Raw genomic sequence first — 17,037 nt, 5'->3', positions numbered from 1 at the left:
TCCATTGCCGAAGCGAATGGAGTCTGAATCTGGAAATGTGAACTTATTTTAAAATGCGTAATAGTTTGTCGGCACGCTCTGCGGTTTCAATACCTTCGTCAGTGAGATAACCGCCGTCTGGTTGAGTACAAAGGCCCTTGTCGAACAAACGTTGTACCGCTTCTTTCATTTCAGAAGAAGCTTCTTGATGCACCTTAATGCCGGTCGCGGCACTGCTTACATCAAACTGAAGAAGAAGGTTTAAATCTGCAATGTGTTCAGTGGTGTACTTCATAATTGACCTATTAATTTTAATGTCTTCTGGTTTCACAATAGTGCGCAATGATATTGCAGGCAATAGGAAATCAAGAGAATTGATAACTGATACCAAATTGGGTGTTTAATCAACGAATAGCTTGGTGTCTCTAATTAAATTGGCTGAATTATATTCATTTGGGTAATGGGTGATGTTCATTTTGAGACGCTTGTAATATATTGGACTGACAAAAATCTAATGACACCGAGATGGTGCGAATTATATAAAAAGGAAAAGGTCAGTGAGAGCCAAGAAGATAGCTTTAGTGGTGGGTATGCTATTGGGTGTTGCTGGGTGTCAAAGTACGCCAGCAGATCAAAGTGGTACGAGCCAAGCAACGAATAAGGATGTTCAAGCGTCCAGTGAAGTACGTTCGTTTGATTCAATTCAAACAACCTACACAGAATGGGAAACTAAGCTAGAAGCGCACTCACAATACGCACTGTATGCACCTGAAAACTACAAAGAGTTGTTGGGTGCGTGGGCAGACGCGCAAGAGATTTACGCGGATATCGCAAAAGACCAGACATTGATTACAGATAGCTACTCTATCTTCTCAAGCCAAACATACGCACAGGCGTTTGATGAGAAAATAGAGACGGTGAAATCAAACTACGAAGCGATTCTGGTGCTAAAAGATAAAGCAGACCAAGTACTAGCTGACTCTATAGCCCAAATGGATTACTTGAAGCTATTGGGTGCAGATACGATGTTTAAGTCAAACTACAAACGTCTGTACTCAGAGTACAAAGAGCTATTTAACTATGTGCTAGTGGATGAGTTGGAAGATGCTCAAGAAGCGCAAGTTGAGTTTTTGAATAATGCTCGCGTGCTTGAAGTGAAAGTGGCTCATAAGAAATACATTGTCCCACTAAAAGAGAAGTTAGAGCTGCTTGAAGATGAAGACTTCCATGAGGTGGTGCCACTGACTTTTGCTAAAGCGACTTCACAAATTGAACTCGCTGAAAGCAAGGTTAAGGCAACTCCACGTGAAAAGTCGATCATCCAAGATGCGATTGCAGCAGCAGAGTTTGAGCTGAACCACGTGCGTAGTGTTGCTCACGAAGTAAAACTACTCGCAAGCATTAAAGATGATAAGTTTGAGCAAGCGGTACTGAACGCAGAAAATCAGTTACTTAACATCTCTAAAGCGGTTAATGAGCAAGATTACCGCGATGTTGGACTACGTCTTCAGTCAGAAAAGATTGTTGCTAGCATTAAAAAGCTAAAGAGTTCAGATTTAACTTCAGAGCTTACTCAAGAAATTGAAGCTTTAACGGCGAAGTTAGCGAAACTAGAAACGGAAAACCAACAGCAGGCACAACAGCTTGTGGATACTAATAAGCAGACTGAGTTGCTGACCGAACAGATTTCAAAAAGTGATGCTCACATCAAGAGCCTCGAAGATTTGGTATCGAGCTTGAAGGTGCAGGCGAGTGGAGCTGCAGCTGAGCCAGTGGCACAACCAGCGGTTGAAGCTGTAACTGCGCCGGCAGCCGACGAAGCTGCATCAAAGGTTGAAACTGTCGCAGAAGTTGAAAACTCGTAGCGACCAACAAATACAGTTATATCCAATCCTAAAAGCGCCCTCGGGCGCTTTTTTACTTTCTGTTGATCTGCGTCAAAATTTTCCTTTTGGAGGAGGTTAGGTAGCGAATTAGCGCATGGTATTTTTGTCCAGAATCTCATAAGTTATTGAATTTAATTAATTTATTGTGTTGTTGAGGTTTTTGAGATAATTGAGTGATGACTTCCGGCTAATCCTAAAGTCGTATGTTTTTAGCCAAATTCTATGCATTTTTTGAATGAGATCTGGATCACGATAAATAGCGTGAAAATTAGCACTTGAAATAAAAAATAAAAGAGAGGATTATCGCGCTCCCGATGACATGTTTCAAAATGTAAACAACCATGAACCTAAATCAATTTGACTCATTATTACCGCCTCAAATGGCTGAGCGCGCTGCAGATATCGGCGTAGGTAAAGCAACTAAAGATCCCATTAAATCTTTCTTATTGGCTATCTCTGCTGGTATTCATATTGGTATCGCTTTTGTTTTCTATACCATAGTGACGACAGGGGCTGGTGACTTGCCTTGGGGCATTACTCGTTTAATTGGTGGTCTTGCCTTCAGTCTTGGTCTTATTCTAGTGGTTGTGACTGGTGGTGAACTGTTTACCAGCTCGGTACTGACGTTGGTAGCGAGAGCAAGTGGTAAGATTTCATGGAAAACCCTAGTCAAAAACTGGGCGACAGTTTACATCGGTAACCTGATTGGTGCTCTGTTGTTGGTGGCTTGTATGCTTTTGACCAAACAATACATGTTTGATCATGGCCAAGTGGGTTTGAATGCCATGGCTATTTCTCAACACAAGCTTCACCATGACTTTATTCAAGCCGTTGCGTTGGGCATCATGTGTAATGTGCTTGTGTGTATTGCAGTATGGATGACATTCAGTGGCCGCACTCTCACAGATAAAATTGCGGTTATGATTCTACCTGTTGCGATGTTTGTGTCGGCGGGTTTTGAGCACAGCATTGCCAACATGTTCCAAGTACCATTAGCTATCGGTATTAAGACGTTTGCCCCAGCTGAGTTCTGGAGCATGACTGGAGCCAATCCAGCAGATTACGTTGACCTAAATATGATGGACTTTTTGATCAATAACCTACTGCCTGTGACACTAGGCAACATCATTGGCGGCGGTATCTTTGTCGGCATGTGGTACTGGTTGATCTATCTGCGTGACTGATTTTGACATACTTAATCACAGTTTCTAGCGGCTCACTTCGGTGGGCCGTTTTTAATTGTGGACAAACAACCTCGTAAAGGGCACACAGAAGTCGTCTAAAAAATCATCTGTTCGGTAACGCATCTCTATATATCCTTGAAAAGGGGAGAGATGCACTAATTTGGGTTGTTGATAACTTAAATATGGCAGAGCCACAGGTGTTGCATTTGGTTATCCACAGTTTCTGTGGATAACCTGTCTTAAATTCCGTGAGTAACCCTATCTATAAGGATCAAAATGGTGATCAAGTATTATTTTTGATCTTTGCTTTCACTCGCCCCTCTTTGGTCAGAGCGGCTTTAAGTGAAAGGTTCAAAGCTACCGCAAGCGATGTACTCATCATGATGAAGATGGCGAGCATGATCATTAACTGATATTTAATGGCAATCATAGGGGAGGCGCCCCCTAAAATTTGGCCTGTCATCATACCGGGAAGTGTCACAAGACCTGTCGTCGCCATAGAGGCCATTATAGGAGACATCGCCTTCTGCATTGCATTTCGAACAAACGGCGCTGACGCGTAGGTTGGAGATGCTCCTAGTGCTATTGCCGCTTCATACTCCGACTTTTGAGTTTCAAAGGAACCAAATAAGTTTTGTAGCGCCACAATATTACTACTCAAACTATTACCAAGCAGCATGCCAGCGATAGGTATCAAATACTGCGCGCCAAATAAGGGCGTTGGTTTGATGATATAGAAGCAGATGAAAAGCACGATAGGAATGCAGGTAATGGACAATCCGGTTGCGATGGGTAACAAGAGCAATTTTCTTGGCAGCTTTGCTTTTTCAATAATCGAACTTGCACCCACGACGATCATGATGCTTAGCCAAAGAAGGTTAATCCATACACTGTCGAGCTCAAAGAGGTACTCGAGGTACAAACCTACGAGGAATAGCTGAACAGCCATTCGAACAATGCTGATACTAGCTTCTCTCGCGAGACCGAGTTTGAAGTGGTGATTAATGCCGATGGGAAGAATCAGTAGTGAACTAAAAAGTAATAACTGCCACCACGAAATATCAATAACGTCTTGCATAAAGCTTCCTTATTTAGTCCTCCCATACTATCTGAAACGACGCTCAAATTCATTTTCTCCTGATGAAATTACAGCGTGTTTTTGCAGCAAATATTTAACAAAATTTGCACATAAATCTCGCTGTTTGCGTCTAATTTGGCTACTACTTAGTAGGTAAAAAGTTACAATTGGTTACTGGTTTGTTGGGTTTTTGTGTCAATTTAACAACTGATTAATCTACTTAATTCTTCACATTTGTTAATACTTTTTAATATGTTTCTTTAACTGAAAACAACTCTGGATGAGCTCAAAAAAGTATTGATTAGCAAGGGTTAAGAGCGGTGATTTGATTGAACCCTACTTTGAGTATGGTCTAAAATTTGTTGCTAGATACTGATGAACTTTAGCCCCTTAGAATGGGCTTATCGAAATTACTAAATACAAAATAGGCAAAATGTATGAGTGATGTTAATAAAATTGAAACTGGCGAAAAGCGCTCGTTGGAGTGGAAGTCATTCCTCTTCATCGCAGTGGTTCTCTTTCCTGTGTTGAGTGTTGCTTTTGTAGGTGGTTACGGCTTCCTAGTTTGGGCGCTTCAAGTGTTCGTATTTGGACCTCCAGGTGCTCACGGCGGCATGTAATGCCTCACACAACAACATTTTTTAGAACAGATATTTAAGAGAGCTAATCATGAAGTCATTTTTAGTTAAACTGTGGCGCACTATGACACGCCCTGCAGTACACATCAGCCTTGGTGTACTAACCATGGGTGGTTTTATCGCGGGTGTTATCTTCTGGGGTGGTTTCAACACTGCTTTAGAAGCAACTAACACGGAAGAATTTTGTATCAGCTGTCACACCATGCGTGACAACGTATACGTAGAACTGCAAGACACGGTTCACTGGAAAAACACATCTGGTGTTCGTGCAACTTGTCCAGACTGTCACGTTCCTCACGAATGGACAGCTAAAATCGCGCGTAAGATGCAAGCATCTAAAGAAGTATTCGCACAAGTTTTCGGTGACCTAGATACACCTGAAAAATTCGAAGCACGTCGTATCGAGTTGGCAAAACACGAATGGGATCGTTTCTCTGCAAACAAATCTCTAGAGTGTAAAAACTGTCACAACTACGACTCAATGGATTTCGAAAACATGCGTCCAACTGCTCGTATTCAAATGAAGAATGCAGCAGAGCGTGACCAAAGCTGTGTTGACTGTCACAAAGGCATCGCGCACAACCTTCCACTTGATATGGAATCAGCGAGCGGTATCGTTGGTGAGCTTGAGCAAGTTGCAGGTAGCACTTCTTATGCGAACGGTTCTGACGTGATCTCAATCCGCCACCTACCAATGTACACAGACGAAACAGCGACAGTCGAAGCGGGTCTACTAAGCCCTGCAAGTAAAGTTGCAGTGATCGACGAAAAAGGCGACATGATCAAGGTTCAGATCGACGGCTGGCGTAAAGCGAAAGGCTTCGGTCGTGTAATCCAAGAAGATTTCGGTATGAACATCTCTACTGCAATCTTGACCAAAGAAGTGTCTCAAAGCGACGTTATCACTGTTGGTGAGAAGAAAGAAGATGAGCTAACGGGTCTTCCATGGGAAGAAGTTAACCTAGCACTATGGATGAAGAAAGAGTCTATGGTTGATAACTTCGATCCAATCTGGAATGCAGCAGGTCAGGCTTACCAGTCTAACTGTTCAACGTGTCACTCTCAGCCAGACGAAGCACACTTCAGTGCTAACGGTTGGGTAGGCATGCTAGACGGTATGATCGCATTCGTTAACTTCGACACTGATACAGAAGCACTTGTTCTTAAGTATCTACAGAAGCACTCATCAGATTTTTCTGAAGGCCATCACTAATAAGACGTCAATTGGAGTAACACAATGGCAATTACAAGAAGAAGTTTTCTGAAAGGTGTCGCGACAACAGGTGCGGCATCAGTTATGGGCCCAAGCCTATTAGTGTCGGCTTCTGCATCTGCAGCAGAAACAGACGGCACGTGGAAAGTCTCAGGTTCTCACTGGGGTGCATTCCGTGCACGTGTTTACGCTGGTAAGGTTCAAGAGATCAAACCATTAGAAATTGATAAACACCCAACAGAGATGTTGAAGGGTATCAAAGGCATCATCTACAGCCCATCACGTGTGCGTTACCCTATGGTTCGCCTAGACTGGCTGAAAAAACACAAGTACAGCGCAGATACACGTGGTAACAACCGCTTTATCCGTGTGACTTGGGATGAGGCACTAGATCTTGTTTACCGCGAGCTTGAGCGCGTACAGAAAGATTACGGCCCATGGGCGCTGCACACAGGTCAAACTGGTTGGAGACAAACAGGTCAGTTCCACAGCTGTACTAACCACATGCAACGTGCAATGGCACTTCACGGCTACTCTGTGAAGAAGATTGGTGACTACTCAACAGGTGCTGGTCAAACAATCATGCCTTACGTGCTAGGTTCTACAGAAGTTTATGCACAAGGTACATCTTGGGAACTTATCCTAGAAAACAGTGACAACATTATCCTTTGGGGTAACGATCCAGTTAAGAACCTTCAAGTAGGTTGGACGTGTGAGACTCACGAGTCGTTCGCATACCTAGAACAACTGAAAGAAAAAGTAGCTAACAAAGAGATCAACGTTGTTTCTGTTGACCCTGTGAAAAACAAAACAGGTCGTTACCTAGAAAACGAGCAGTTCTACATCAACCCACAAACTGACGTGGCGTTTATGTTGGGTGTTGCTCACGTGCTTTACAATGAAGGCTTATACGACAAGAAGTTCATCGAGACTTACTGTCTAGGTTTTGAAGACTTCATTAAGTACGTTCAAGGTGAGACGAAAGACAAAGTTGAGAAGACACCTGAGTGGGCTTCTGCTATCTGTGGCGCAAGCGCGGACTCAATCCGTGACTTTGCTAAGATGCTTGTTAACGGTCGTACACAGATTCTTGTTGGTTGGAGTATTCAGCGTCAACAACACGGTGAACAGCCTTACTGGATGTGTGCAGTTATCGCAGCAATGGTTGGTCAAATTGGTCTACCTGGCGGTGGTATCTCTTACGGCCATCACTACTCTGGTATCGGTGTATCTTCAACTGGTTTCTCAGCTCCGGGTTCATTCCCACTGAACATCGACCAAGGTCAGAAGCCGAAACACACGAACACAGATTACAACGGTTACAGCCGTGTAATCCCAGTTGCTCGTTGGGTTGATAGCCTGCTAGAGCCAGGTAAGAAGATCAAGGCAAATGGCGCAACGGTAACACTGCCAGACATCAAGATGATGGTATTTAGTGGTAACAACCCGTGGCACCACCACCAAGATCGCAACAAGATGCGTAAAGCGTTCAAGAGCCTACAAACTGTTGTCGCAGTAGACTTCACTTGGACAGCGACGTGTCGTCACTCTGATATCGTGCTTCCAGCATGTACTCAGTGGGAACGTAACGATATTGATGGTTACGGCGCATACTCTGGTCGTGGTCTGATCGCGATGCACAAACTGGTGGATCCTCTGTTCCAATCTAAGACTGACTTCGAGATTATGTCTAGCCTAACTAAGCGTTGGGGTCGTTACGACGATTACACGCGTGGTATGGATGAAATGCAGTGGATTAAGTCTTTGTACGATGAGTGTCGTGCTTCAAACGAAGGCAGCTTCGAAATGCCAGAGTTTGCTGAGTTCTGGGAGAAAGGTTTCCTAGACTTCGGTAAAGGTAAGCCATGGACTCGTCACGCTTCATTCCGTGAAGACCCAGAGATAAATGCACTAGGTACACCTTCTGGTTTCATCGAAATCACAAGCCGTACTGTGGGCAACATGGGCTACGAGCACTGTCAAGAACACCCAATGTGGTTCGAGAAATCTGAACGTTCACACGGTGGTCCAGGCTCTGACAAACACCCGTACTGGCTACAATCTTGTCACCCAGACAAGCGCCTGCACTCTCAGATGTGTGATTCTGAAGAGTTCCGTGCGACTTACGCGGTACAAGGTCGTGAGCCAATCTACATCAACCCAACAGATGCTAAGAAGAAAGGCATCAAAGATGGCGATGTGGTACGCGTATTCAACGATCGTGGTCAACTACTGGCTGGTGCTGTTCTTATGGATAGCTACGCTCCAGGTGTTGTTCGTATCGAAGAAGGTGCTTGGTACGGTCCAATGAACGAGAAAGTAGGCGCGCTAGATACATACGGCGATCCAAACACACTGACTCAAGATATTGGCTCTTCTGAGCTAGCTCAAGCGACATCGGCAAACACATGTCTTGTCGACTTTGAGAAGTTCACTGGTAAGCTACCTCCAGTTACTTCATTCGGTGGTCCAATCGAAGTCGCTTAATGCACTCGATGTAAACACTGAAAGATAGTTAAAAGCCCCTGTAAGCGATGCTTACAGGGGCTTTTTTACATTTTGAAGTCAGTTGAGCTTACATTATTTGAAATCGTCTACGAGCCTGTGTGGGCATCCTATGAGAAAAAGCAGGCTCTATGGAGAACGCTCCAAGGCCACCAGTAATCCTGACAGGTGACCTCGGAACGAACGGAAACTCGGAAATGGATGATTGATAAGAGAGATTAATTGATTTTAAAGCTTTGTTGGGCGCAGTAAGTCATCAACATGGGACAGATTAATAATTTTTCCCAAAGCGCTGCCCACAATAACACTCAATGCGATCACGGCGATGCCGGTGCTTACGTCGCTGGCAATGAACAAAAAAGCCGCGTTGCCAAGTGTGCTGATTAGGGCTGCGATAAGTGCGCCAATGCCTAGCCTCCCAGAAACAAACTGAGACATAACCGATACCATACCCCCGAAGCCAGGGATTGCGGCCATTACAGAAACACAGACGATTTGATTGGAGCGACATTGATGTGTGAGTAAGTGTTCATTATCGGCGTTAAGCGTTAGCCATTGGTAGCCCACTAAGCTCAATAACGTGTAGAGTGCAGAAGCAAAAGCGAAGTCTGTATAAGTCGTGACCGTAAGATCCACTAGCGATACAGTCACAATCAGAGTGGCAAGCGCGACAGTAAGAAATATTCGCTTACGAAATAGGGATGACGGTATTGATTCTGAATTGTGATGTTCTGATGCGAATTGGATTCTTCGATTCATAGCGATATACCCAGTATATAAAGGCTTAGGTATAACTATATACGAATAAGAATGATTATCAATTGTATTTTGTGGTTTTTATAGCAACTTACCATAGGCAAATAGTCTAACAGGCAGCAACGAAGCGATGATCATTGTCAAAAAATAGGGTAAAGTAAGCGAAATAAAGAGATGCTCTATAGGTAGAGCTGTAATTTTAGTGTAATAGGAAGAAACATGATTTTAGTTGTTGGTCACAAAAACCCTGATAGTGACAGTATTTGTAGCGCGCTAGTTGCAACTGAGCTTCTTAAAGCTCGTGGCGAAGAAGCGACACCAATTCGCCAAGGCGAGATCAACCGCGAAACTCAACACATTCTAGAAGTTGCTGGCGCAGATATGCCAGAGCTTCGTACTTCTGTTGCTGGCGAAAAAATTTGGCTAGTAGACTACTCAGATCTAGCTCAAGCACCTGATGACGTTGCTGACGCAGAAATCCTAGGTATCGTTGACCACCACCGTCTTGGTGATGTGATGACAGTAAACCCAATGGAAGCGTGGATCTGGCCTGTTGGTTGTACAAACACTGTACTATTCAACATGTTCAAGATTGAAGGTCACGAAATCACTCCACAAATCGCTAAGCTAATGATGTCTGCTATCCTGTCAGACACGGTAGGTTTTGCATCTCCGACTTGTACTCAAAAAGACAAAGACGCAGTTGCTGAACTGGCAGAGATCGCTGGTGTAACTGACGTAGACGCGTTCATCAAAGCACTACTAATCGCGAAAACAAACATCGAAGGCCTATCTGCTGCTGAGCTAGTAGAAAAAGACCTTAAAGGTTACCCGTTCAACGGTCGCGACGTAGTAGTTGGCCAAGTTGAGCTAGCAACTCTTGAGCAAGTTGATGGCATGATTGAAGCACTTGAAGCTGACCTAGAAACTCGTTGCGAGAAAGACGGTCTAGCGTTCGCTGCAGTAATGTTAACTGATATCACAACAGCTCAAACTCGTCTTCTTTACAAAGGTGAGTGGGCTGAGAAGCTAGTTAAGCACGAGCAAGATGGTGTATTGATGATGGAAAATACACTAAGCCGTAAGAAGCAAGGCTGGCCTTGGCTTCAAGGTGAGCTTGCTTAATTAAGCTGCTAACGAATTAAACGCCTGCTTTTAGCAGGCGTTTTTCTTTGGCATTAAATTGCACCTTGTTAGACTATTTCTTTGAATAGAAGTATTTGCAGTTCAAAAAGCTCGGCATACACTGTATGAGAGCGAACGCACTGACAAAAGTAGGAAAAGACAATGACTACACCGCTAGACGAGCAAAAAATCGCAGAAGTTAACAAATACACAGGTGAGCAACGCTTTAAATACTGTGTAAAAGAGATCGTGGCTAATCGTGAAGTATGGATCCTAACCGACGAGCACGGTTGTGTGATGCTAAATACTGAAGATGAAGATTGTGTACCAGTTTGGCCAAACAAAGAGTTCGCAGAGTCTTGGGCAACAGGCGAGTGGGCAGAATGTAAAGCTGAAGCGATCTCATTGAATAAGTGGCACAGTCGTTGGACCGTGGGTCTAGAAGACGATGAACTCGCTGTTGTAGTGTTCCCAAATGAGCAGGAAGAGGGCGTAGTACTTTTCCCTGACGAGTTCGATTTCGAACTCAAGAAGCAAGCGGCTAAGCGCTAACTCTTGTTAACGAAACAGTTTATATAAGGGAGCCTGCCTGGCTTCCTTTGTTGCACCTTTCAGTATCCCTTCTCTTTGATATTTCTTTACTAACCGTTTTACAACAGGCTTCACTTCTGAGAGCGTCATCCCTGCTTTTAACTCTGGCTCATAGAGTAGCTTTAACAAAACCACGTCTAAAGGCGCTAGAAGCTCCTCTGGTGTGTGATCATTAAAGATAGAAGGGTAGGCATGCTCCGAATCATTGGGCAGCCCTAACGCTTGTGTGATTTCTTCTACGACGCATGCTAATAACTTGCCTCGACTCCTTGCCAAGTCTACAGGTATTACGATAGCCGCAGAGACAATATGACCAGTGGCATTGGTCTTATAACCTGCGGTGCATATTGCCGTGTTTAAATGTTGAGTTGACCTTAGGTTAAGTGCTGACTTGGCTTCTTTAATCCACTTTGATTCACGTGTGTAAATCCAATGCACGTTGGCTTGTGATTGTTTACTAACAAACTCGATAGATAGGCCGGTGATTTGAGCCAAGTGCTGAACGTGTAATTCGGCAAGTTCTTGATGGAGATCAGCATCGCCGACGCGGTGATCTAACCAAATTCTTATTGGTTGGTTCCATTTCGCCAACGGGTGATTGCCACTTGTATATTCATGCTCCAGAGCAACGCTGTAGAAAGCGCGTTCCACGAAGCTAGGGTCAAGCCAGGTAAGCCCGGTAGCTTGCGTGGGGTTTGAAAATAGAGCAATAAAAAGGGAATAAATGTAGAACAGATACAGTTTCATTTATTCCCTCATCTTCTGACATTAACGCAGCTTCAGTGACTAATAGTTTGGTGCTTTAAAGAAGTGACTCTCAACCAAACGCTGAGTGATTTGGTGAGAAGGGTTAGAGAGCACCTCGTGGGTTTCTCCCGCTTCTACGACATCCCCCTCATGCATTACGATGATTTTATCGGTGATGTGCTTAACGATGCCAATGTGTTGTGAAACGTACACAAACGATACGCCCATCTCTTCCTGAAGCTCCAAGAACAGGTTGATGATCTGAGAGCGCATCGCCATGTCCAAACCATTGAGCGCTTCGTCGGCTACAATGATGGATGGCTGAAGTATCAAGGCACGAGCCAGACAAACCCTCTGCTTTTGTCCAGCTGCTAGCATTTGAGGGTAGAAGTAGGCGTGTTCAGGGAGCAAGCCAACTCGAAGTAGCGTGTCTTTCACTCGCTTCATACGCGCTTCAGGCGGCATGTTGGTGTTTCGTTTAAGTGGCCCTTCAAGAATGCGACCGATCTGAATACGAGGGTTTAACGACGTATTTGGATCTTGGAAGATCATGCGAATTAGCTTACAACGCGTCGAGTAGTCTTTGTGTTCAAGCCTTTCACCATTAACTCGAATCTCACCAGACGTAGGTTCAACCATGCCTGCTAACATGCGAGCAAGCGTTGACTTACCAGAGCCATTTTGTCCAATAAATCCAATGGTTTGTCCCGCTTCTAGAGTGAAGCTCACCGGTTTCACTGCCTGATGAATCTTCTTACGAAAAAGCCCAGAGCGTGTCGTAAAGTCTTTGGAAAGATCACTGACTTCTAATAGTGCACTCATGATTTCTTTTTCTTCTCCATGTTCAGTGGGAAGTGACAGTTAAACTTATGATTCTTTACGCGACTAGTGTGGGGTATTTCCACACATTGCCTTTGTGCGTATGGACATCTCGGACCCAAACGACAACCAATTGGCAAATGCTGAAGAGGAGGAATGGAGCCCGGTAGCGACTGCAATTTCTCTTTATGTGGTATCCAATCATTAAAGTCTGGCATAGCTTTAAGTAGCGCCACGGTATAAGGGTGCTTAGGTGCATCCAAGAGTTTCGGTGTGTCTGCAGATTCAACTGACTGACCGCAATACATAACCGTAATTCGTGTTGCCCATTGGGTAATGGTTGTTAAGTCATGCCCAATCAAAATAATGGTGGTGTTATGCAGCTGATTCATGCGGCTCAGCAGACGCAGAATCTGCGACTGAGTGATTGGGTCCAAGTCATTGGTTGGCTCGTCGGCAATCAATACTTTTGGCTTGGCAGCAATCGCCATCGCAATCATCACTTTTTGACACTCACCATCGGTCAGCTCATACGAGTAACTGTCCATCAGGCGTGAGTGGTCTTTAATACCGACTTTATGAAGTAGGGCAATCGCCTGTTTCTTTCGCCATTTAAAGCGTTGCCACCATTTACCTTCAAAGGCATGAGATGGAATGGCTTCGATCAGTTGGTGTCCCACTTTTTCTGATGGATCGAGACAAGTCGAAGGCTCTTGAAAGATCATCGCGATATCGCGGGCGATGACTCTACGGCGCTCTTTAGGTGTCAGTTGAAGTAGATCGATGTTCCCGAGACGCATTCGGTCTGCAGAAACCTTCCAGTTTTCCTTACATACACCAACGATCGCTTTGGCTACCAAGCTTTTTCCTGAACCTGATTCACCCACTAAGCCGCGAATTTCCCCTTCATTAAGGGTAATACTCATGCGGTCTACTGCTTTAACTAAGCCTTGGGGTGTTTCGATTTCAATGGTCAGATGTCGAATATCAAGTAACGGCATTATTCGATTCCTGCGTTAAGTGCTTGGCGTACGCCTTCACCGACTAAGTTGATGACGATAACGGTAAACATGATTGCCAGACCAGGTAGGGTCACTGTCCAAGGCGCTAAGTAGATTAGCTCTACAGAGTCACCCAGAATGGATCCCCACTCCGTACTTGGTGCTTGAGCGCCCAAGCCTAAGAAGCCTAGTGCGGTAATGTCGAGAATCGCAACAGATAGCGCTAGAGTTACCTCTAGGGCAATAACCGTAAGAATATTAGGAACGATAGAGTTCCAAAGTAGGTAAAAATCGTTCGCACCATCCAAACGTGATGCCATGATGTAATCTTTCTCTACCTCCGCGTGAACCGCGATATAGACAGAACGAATAAAGCGCGGAATCAAGGCAAGACAGATCGCCAGCAAGATGTTGAATTCCCCAAAGCCTAGGAAAGCAACAAAGATAATTGCTAGCAGCAATGATGGGATAGACATGACCGTATCGAGCAGGTGGTTTAGGGTACTTGATAGCAGACCACGAGTCATACCTGCTAATACTCCAATCAAACAACCAATGACAGCCGCAATGAAGGTAATCACCACCGCTGCACCAAAGGTGAGCTGAGAGCCAATAATCAGGCGCGAAAGGATATCTCGACCTAAATCGTCGGTTCCTAGAAAGTATTCAACTGTACCAGCTGGATCCCACGATGGTGGCGTCAACAAGTGGCCCGTTTGCTCTTGAGCATCATGAGGCGCTAGCCAAGGTGCGGTGATAGTGACGAAGATGATTAATACTAAGCACCACAGACCAAACATCGCTAGGTTGTTATTGCGGAAACTGCGCCAAAAACGCTCAAATTGAGTCGGGATGCGCTCTTCTTGGTAAACGTTACTTGTTAGCATACCACTCTTTCCTTACTAGAGGATTGATCATCGCGCCGATCAGATCCGATAGGATATTAGCTGTCAGAACGAGCGTTGCCACCACGATCACACCAGCTTGGATTGATACATAATCTTGGTTCGATAGCGCATCAAGCAGCCAGCGACCGATACCTGGCCAGTTAAAAATAGATTCGGTAATGATGGCAAGCGTCAACATACTTGAAAGCTGTACACCGACCTTAGGAACGATAGGTGGAATCGCATTACGTAGCACGTGTTGAGTGACGATCTCGTGAGTTGAAAGACCTTTAATACGTGCCGCACGGATGTAGTTCTGCGTCATCACTTCAGCAACTGATGCTCGCATAAGACGGATAACTTGTGTAGTTGGCGCTAAAGCCAGTACCAAACAAGGCAGGGCCATATGCTCAATCACACTCTGTAAAGCATGTGCTTTGTAGCGGCCTTCAGCAAAAAATGCATCAATGATTGCAAAGCCAGTGACATGTTCAATCTCGTACAGTAAATCGTAGCGACCGCCAACAGGGAACATCTCAAAATGCAGAGAGAAGACCATGATCATCAGCAGGGCGACCCAGAATATAGGGGCAGAGTACCCTGACATCGATGTAAACGAGATTGTGGTATCTATGAACTTGCCTTGGCGCATACCTGCAATAGTACCCAGCGGGATCCCGATAAGGAGCGCAAGTAGGAAGGCGAAGAAACACAACTCTAGCGTCGCTGGGAAGACAACGGCCAATTCATCATAGATAGGCGCACCATGTTTACTGATACCGAAGTTTAGTGTTGATAATTCGCCAATGTAGCTCAACCAGCCCGGCCAAAACTCTTGAATAGCCCACGGTGACGTTTGGTCTAATCGTAGCAATGAGAAACCAACAATAGTCAGTATCGCGAGCGTGATGACAAATAAATTAACGCGTCTTAACGTATACCAAAACATTACGGCTGTACCTCTCTCGTCACTTGGTCGAAAGGCTGCGCATTAAATGGACTTTGCTTAAAGCCTGTTAATGAGCGGTCGTGTACACGGAATTGCACACCATGAGCCAGAGGGATCACTGGGAACTCTTCGTTAAGAATATTCTGGGCTTGGTGATACAAGTTCACTCGGTGCCTCTGCTGATTGATCTCTAGCGCGAGATCAAGAAGAAAATCGAAATCTGAATTACACCACATCGATACGTTCAATCCTGCGCGTTCTGACTGACAAGAGAGCAGTGGGCGCAAGAAGTTGTCTGGGTCTCCAGTGTGGCCAATCCAGCCTGTAAGCAATAGATCCGTCGACGCGATGGAAGAGAGTTGAGTACGATCGAATCGGTCGTCCGTGTAGAGCTTTAAGCTAATACCGATATCAGCAAGGTTAGCTTGGATAAGCTCCGCCGTCTTACGCGGACTTGGGTTGTAGGCCCTCGGTTCAAGTGGTACCCACATAGAGAGTTCTAACCCGGGCTCAACGCCGGCATCTTTAAGAAGTGCAACAGCATAGTTTCGGTCGTAGCGAACCTGAACTTGGTCTTTTTGATAGGCCCAAGAGGTTGGTGGTAACAGGGTATAAGCCTTGCTGCCTGTCCCGTAATACACCGAATCCAATATATTTTGGCGGTTGATCGCAAGGTTTAGCGCCTTACGTACACGCGCGTCACGCAGTGCGGGATGCTCTGTATTTAGAGCAATGAACGACACGTTTACGGCAGGTGTCGCGGTAATCTCAAGCTCTTCTTGAGCCTGAATGATTGGAATCTGGCTCGAGATAGGCGAATTCAGCACGTCACATTCGTTACGCAGTAGTTTTGCGAGTGTGCCAGTACCACGTTGTGATGTATCAAACACAACTTGGTCCATTTTCACCTTGCTCTTCCAGTAATTCTTGTGTTTTTTCAATCGAACTAAGTCGTTGATTTGAAAATCATCGAGGTAGAATGGGCCTGTACCGACTGGGTGTGAGTCTAAGCGGTTTTTCTCATCTAACTGAATCAGCTGATTGGCGTACTCTTTTGAGTGGATCACTGCATAACTGGTGGCAATGTTGGTCAAAAATGAGTTGTCTGGACGAGTGAGCGTAAACTTAACCGTTAGGTCATCAATCGCTTCAATGCTGTCAATTAGATTCGGGAAATCGATACCCGCAAACCAAGGGTAAAGACCGCCACCCACATAGTGAAATGGGTGAGTGCTGTTGGTGATACGCTCGAAGCTAAAAACAATATCTTGTGCGTTTAGAGCACGTGTTGGCTTGAACCAATCGGTCGTTTGGAACTGCACATTTGGGCGCAATTTGAAGGTATATTCGGTACCCGCTTTGTTCACCGTCCATTCGGATGCGATGTTAGGCTGTGGGCGATATGTCTCAGGGTCGAGCTGCAGCAGAGTATCGAAAATCTGAGGGCTTAGCGACTCCGCAGTAATACCGCTGTCCACCAATTGTGGATTAAAGGTACTCGGGTTTCCTTGGCCGCAATAAATAAAGCCTTTTTCTCGGATCTGGTCGTGATCGACGCTCTCTCCACAGCCAGCTAAAAAGCCTAGCGTGAAGATACCTAGTGACAGTCTTAATAGTGCTTTCATAAAAAGAAATACTTTTCGAAACGAGGCGGAAGAGGGGCCTCAAGATCCGGATAA

Annotated in this window: 16 protein-coding genes; 7 read left to right on the top strand and 9 right to left on the bottom strand. The window is 45.0% G+C overall.

Annotated elements, in window-relative coordinates; all coding sequences use genetic code 11:
- Nucleotides 1-43 precede the first annotated feature (43 nt).
- Nucleotides 44-274 (bottom strand): TIGR02647 family protein, encoded by a 231-nt coding sequence (locus KI743_RS16420; RefSeq protein WP_032552115.1) that lies wholly within the window; start codon nucleotides 272-274, stop codon nucleotides 44-46.
- Nucleotides 275-536: 262 nt separating this feature from the next.
- Here KI743_RS16420 and KI743_RS16415 point away from each other — a divergent pair, with 262 nt between their 5' ends.
- Nucleotides 537-1,844 carry an ATPase gene (locus KI743_RS16415; protein WP_285467310.1) on the top strand — a complete coding sequence of 436 codons (1,308 nt, stop codon included), beginning with the start codon at nucleotides 537-539 and terminating at the stop codon, nucleotides 1,842-1,844.
- 362 nt (nucleotides 1,845-2,206) lie between these two features.
- Nucleotides 2,207-3,049, top strand: a complete 843-nt coding sequence (gene focA / locus KI743_RS16410) for a formate transporter FocA (protein WP_285467309.1) — start codon at nucleotides 2,207-2,209, stop codon at nucleotides 3,047-3,049.
- Between the two features lie 283 nt (nucleotides 3,050-3,332).
- Here focA and KI743_RS16405 read toward each other — a convergent pair whose 3' ends face one another.
- Nucleotides 3,333-4,127 (bottom strand): ABC transporter permease, encoded by a 795-nt coding sequence (locus KI743_RS16405; RefSeq protein ID WP_152468994.1) that lies wholly within the window; start codon nucleotides 4,125-4,127, stop codon nucleotides 3,333-3,335.
- A gap of 437 nt (nucleotides 4,128-4,564) precedes the next feature.
- Here KI743_RS16405 and torE point away from each other — a divergent pair, with 437 nt between their 5' ends.
- The 3 genes from torE to torA are packed head-to-tail and all read left to right on the top strand — an operon-like array spanning nucleotide 4,565 to nucleotide 8,465.
- On the top strand, nucleotides 4,565-4,747 hold the full coding sequence (gene torE, locus KI743_RS16400) for a trimethylamine N-oxide reductase system protein TorE (protein ID WP_032552119.1): 183 nt from the start codon (nucleotides 4,565-4,567) through the stop codon (nucleotides 4,745-4,747).
- Nucleotides 4,748-4,796: 49 nt separating this feature from the next.
- Nucleotides 4,797-5,978 (top strand): pentaheme c-type cytochrome TorC, encoded by a 1,182-nt coding sequence (torC, locus tag KI743_RS16395; RefSeq protein WP_032552120.1) that lies wholly within the window; start codon nucleotides 4,797-4,799, stop codon nucleotides 5,976-5,978.
- Between the two features lie 24 nt (nucleotides 5,979-6,002).
- The gene (torA, locus tag KI743_RS16390) at nucleotides 6,003-8,465 is read left to right on the top strand and encodes a trimethylamine-N-oxide reductase TorA (protein ID WP_150868913.1); all 2,463 of its coding nucleotides are present in this window, start codon (nucleotides 6,003-6,005) and stop codon (nucleotides 8,463-8,465) included.
- A 246-nt stretch (nucleotides 8,466-8,711) separates the two neighbouring features.
- Here torA and KI743_RS16385 read toward each other — a convergent pair whose 3' ends face one another.
- Nucleotides 8,712-9,242: a putative manganese transporter gene (locus tag KI743_RS16385; protein ID WP_285467308.1), complete on the bottom strand. Its 531-nt coding sequence runs from the start codon at nucleotides 9,240-9,242 to the stop codon at nucleotides 8,712-8,714.
- A 216-nt stretch (nucleotides 9,243-9,458) separates the two neighbouring features.
- Here KI743_RS16385 and KI743_RS16380 point away from each other — a divergent pair, with 216 nt between their 5' ends.
- Both KI743_RS16380 and KI743_RS16375 read left to right on the top strand, forming a co-directional pair.
- Nucleotides 9,459-10,364, top strand: a complete 906-nt coding sequence (locus KI743_RS16380) for a manganese-dependent inorganic pyrophosphatase (protein ID WP_150894142.1) — start codon at nucleotides 9,459-9,461, stop codon at nucleotides 10,362-10,364.
- 162 nt (nucleotides 10,365-10,526) lie between these two features.
- On the top strand, nucleotides 10,527-10,916 hold the full coding sequence (locus tag KI743_RS16375; RefSeq protein ID WP_285467307.1) for a DUF2750 domain-containing protein: 390 nt from the start codon (nucleotides 10,527-10,529) through the stop codon (nucleotides 10,914-10,916).
- Nucleotides 10,917-10,922: 6 nt separating this feature from the next.
- Here the strand turns inward: KI743_RS16375 and KI743_RS16370 are convergent, their stop codons facing one another.
- Genes KI743_RS16370 through sapA form a run of 6 tightly spaced genes read right to left on the bottom strand, consistent with a single transcriptional unit; the run spans nucleotide 10,923 to nucleotide 16,983 of the window.
- The gene (locus tag KI743_RS16370) at nucleotides 10,923-11,702 is read right to left on the bottom strand and encodes a DUF2927 domain-containing protein (RefSeq protein WP_285467306.1); all 780 of its coding nucleotides are present in this window, start codon (nucleotides 11,700-11,702) and stop codon (nucleotides 10,923-10,925) included.
- Between the two features lie 39 nt (nucleotides 11,703-11,741).
- Entirely contained in the window at nucleotides 11,742-12,524 is a 783-nt protein-coding gene (locus KI743_RS16365) for an ATP-binding cassette domain-containing protein (RefSeq protein ID WP_032552125.1), read from the bottom strand.
- Nucleotides 12,521-13,522 (bottom strand): oligopeptide/dipeptide ABC transporter ATP-binding protein, encoded by a 1,002-nt coding sequence (locus KI743_RS16360; protein WP_032552126.1) that lies wholly within the window; start codon nucleotides 13,520-13,522, stop codon nucleotides 12,521-12,523. Before KI743_RS16360 ends, KI743_RS16365 begins: the two co-directional genes overlap by 4 nt.
- Entirely contained in the window at nucleotides 13,522-14,409 is an 888-nt protein-coding gene (gene sapC, locus KI743_RS16355; RefSeq protein ID WP_032552127.1) for a putrescine export ABC transporter permease SapC, read from the bottom strand. Before sapC ends, KI743_RS16360 begins: the two co-directional genes overlap by 1 nt.
- The gene (locus KI743_RS16350; protein WP_150894146.1) at nucleotides 14,396-15,358 is read right to left on the bottom strand and encodes an ABC transporter permease subunit; all 963 of its coding nucleotides are present in this window, start codon (nucleotides 15,356-15,358) and stop codon (nucleotides 14,396-14,398) included. Before KI743_RS16350 ends, sapC begins: the two co-directional genes overlap by 14 nt.
- Nucleotides 15,358-16,983 (bottom strand): ABC transporter substrate-binding protein SapA, encoded by a 1,626-nt coding sequence (gene sapA / locus KI743_RS16345; RefSeq protein ID WP_285467305.1) that lies wholly within the window; start codon nucleotides 16,981-16,983, stop codon nucleotides 15,358-15,360. The genes KI743_RS16350 and sapA overlap by 1 nt, the downstream gene beginning before the upstream one ends.
- Nucleotides 16,984-17,037 lie beyond the last annotated feature (54 nt).

Source organism: Vibrio sp. D420a (assembly GCF_030248625.1).
In the GTDB taxonomy this organism is placed as follows: domain Bacteria; phylum Pseudomonadota; class Gammaproteobacteria; order Enterobacterales; family Vibrionaceae; genus Vibrio; species Vibrio fortis_A.
The sequence above is the reverse complement of the archived record's forward strand: the minus strand, read 5'-3'. Positions and strand labels throughout refer to the sequence as shown.

Excerpts from the sequence above, each read along its gene's own strand:
- sapA (WP_285467305.1), bottom strand. The coding sequence starts at position 16,983 with ATGAAAGCACTATTAAGACTGTCACTAGGTATCTTCACGCTAGGCTTT.
- KI743_RS16370 (WP_285467306.1), bottom strand. The coding sequence starts at position 11,702 with ATGAAACTGTATCTGTTCTACATTTATTCCCTTTTTATTGCTCTATTT.
- torA (WP_150868913.1), top strand. The coding sequence starts at position 6,003 with ATGGCAATTACAAGAAGAAGTTTTCTGAAAGGTGTCGCGACAACAGGT.
- sapC (WP_032552127.1), bottom strand. The coding sequence starts at position 14,409 with ATGCTAACAAGTAACGTTTACCAAGAAGAGCGCATCCCGACTCAATTT.
- KI743_RS16405 (WP_152468994.1), bottom strand. The coding sequence starts at position 4,127 with ATGCAAGACGTTATTGATATTTCGTGGTGGCAGTTATTACTTTTTAGT.
- torC (WP_032552120.1), top strand. The coding sequence starts at position 4,797 with ATGAAGTCATTTTTAGTTAAACTGTGGCGCACTATGACACGCCCTGCA.
- KI743_RS16420 (WP_032552115.1), bottom strand. The coding sequence starts at position 274 with ATGAAGTACACCACTGAACACATTGCAGATTTAAACCTTCTTCTTCAG.
- KI743_RS16385 (WP_285467308.1), bottom strand. The coding sequence starts at position 9,242 with ATGAATCGAAGAATCCAATTCGCATCAGAACATCACAATTCAGAATCA.
- KI743_RS16360 (WP_032552126.1), bottom strand. The coding sequence starts at position 13,522 with ATGCCGTTACTTGATATTCGACATCTGACCATTGAAATCGAAACACCC.
- KI743_RS16375 (WP_285467307.1), top strand. The coding sequence starts at position 10,527 with ATGACTACACCGCTAGACGAGCAAAAAATCGCAGAAGTTAACAAATAC.
- torE (WP_032552119.1), top strand. The coding sequence starts at position 4,565 with ATGAGTGATGTTAATAAAATTGAAACTGGCGAAAAGCGCTCGTTGGAG.
- KI743_RS16350 (WP_150894146.1), bottom strand. The coding sequence starts at position 15,358 with ATGTTTTGGTATACGTTAAGACGCGTTAATTTATTTGTCATCACGCTC.
- KI743_RS16380 (WP_150894142.1), top strand. The coding sequence starts at position 9,459 with ATGATTTTAGTTGTTGGTCACAAAAACCCTGATAGTGACAGTATTTGT.
- focA (WP_285467309.1), top strand. The coding sequence starts at position 2,207 with ATGAACCTAAATCAATTTGACTCATTATTACCGCCTCAAATGGCTGAG.
- KI743_RS16365 (WP_032552125.1), bottom strand. The coding sequence starts at position 12,524 with ATGAGTGCACTATTAGAAGTCAGTGATCTTTCCAAAGACTTTACGACA.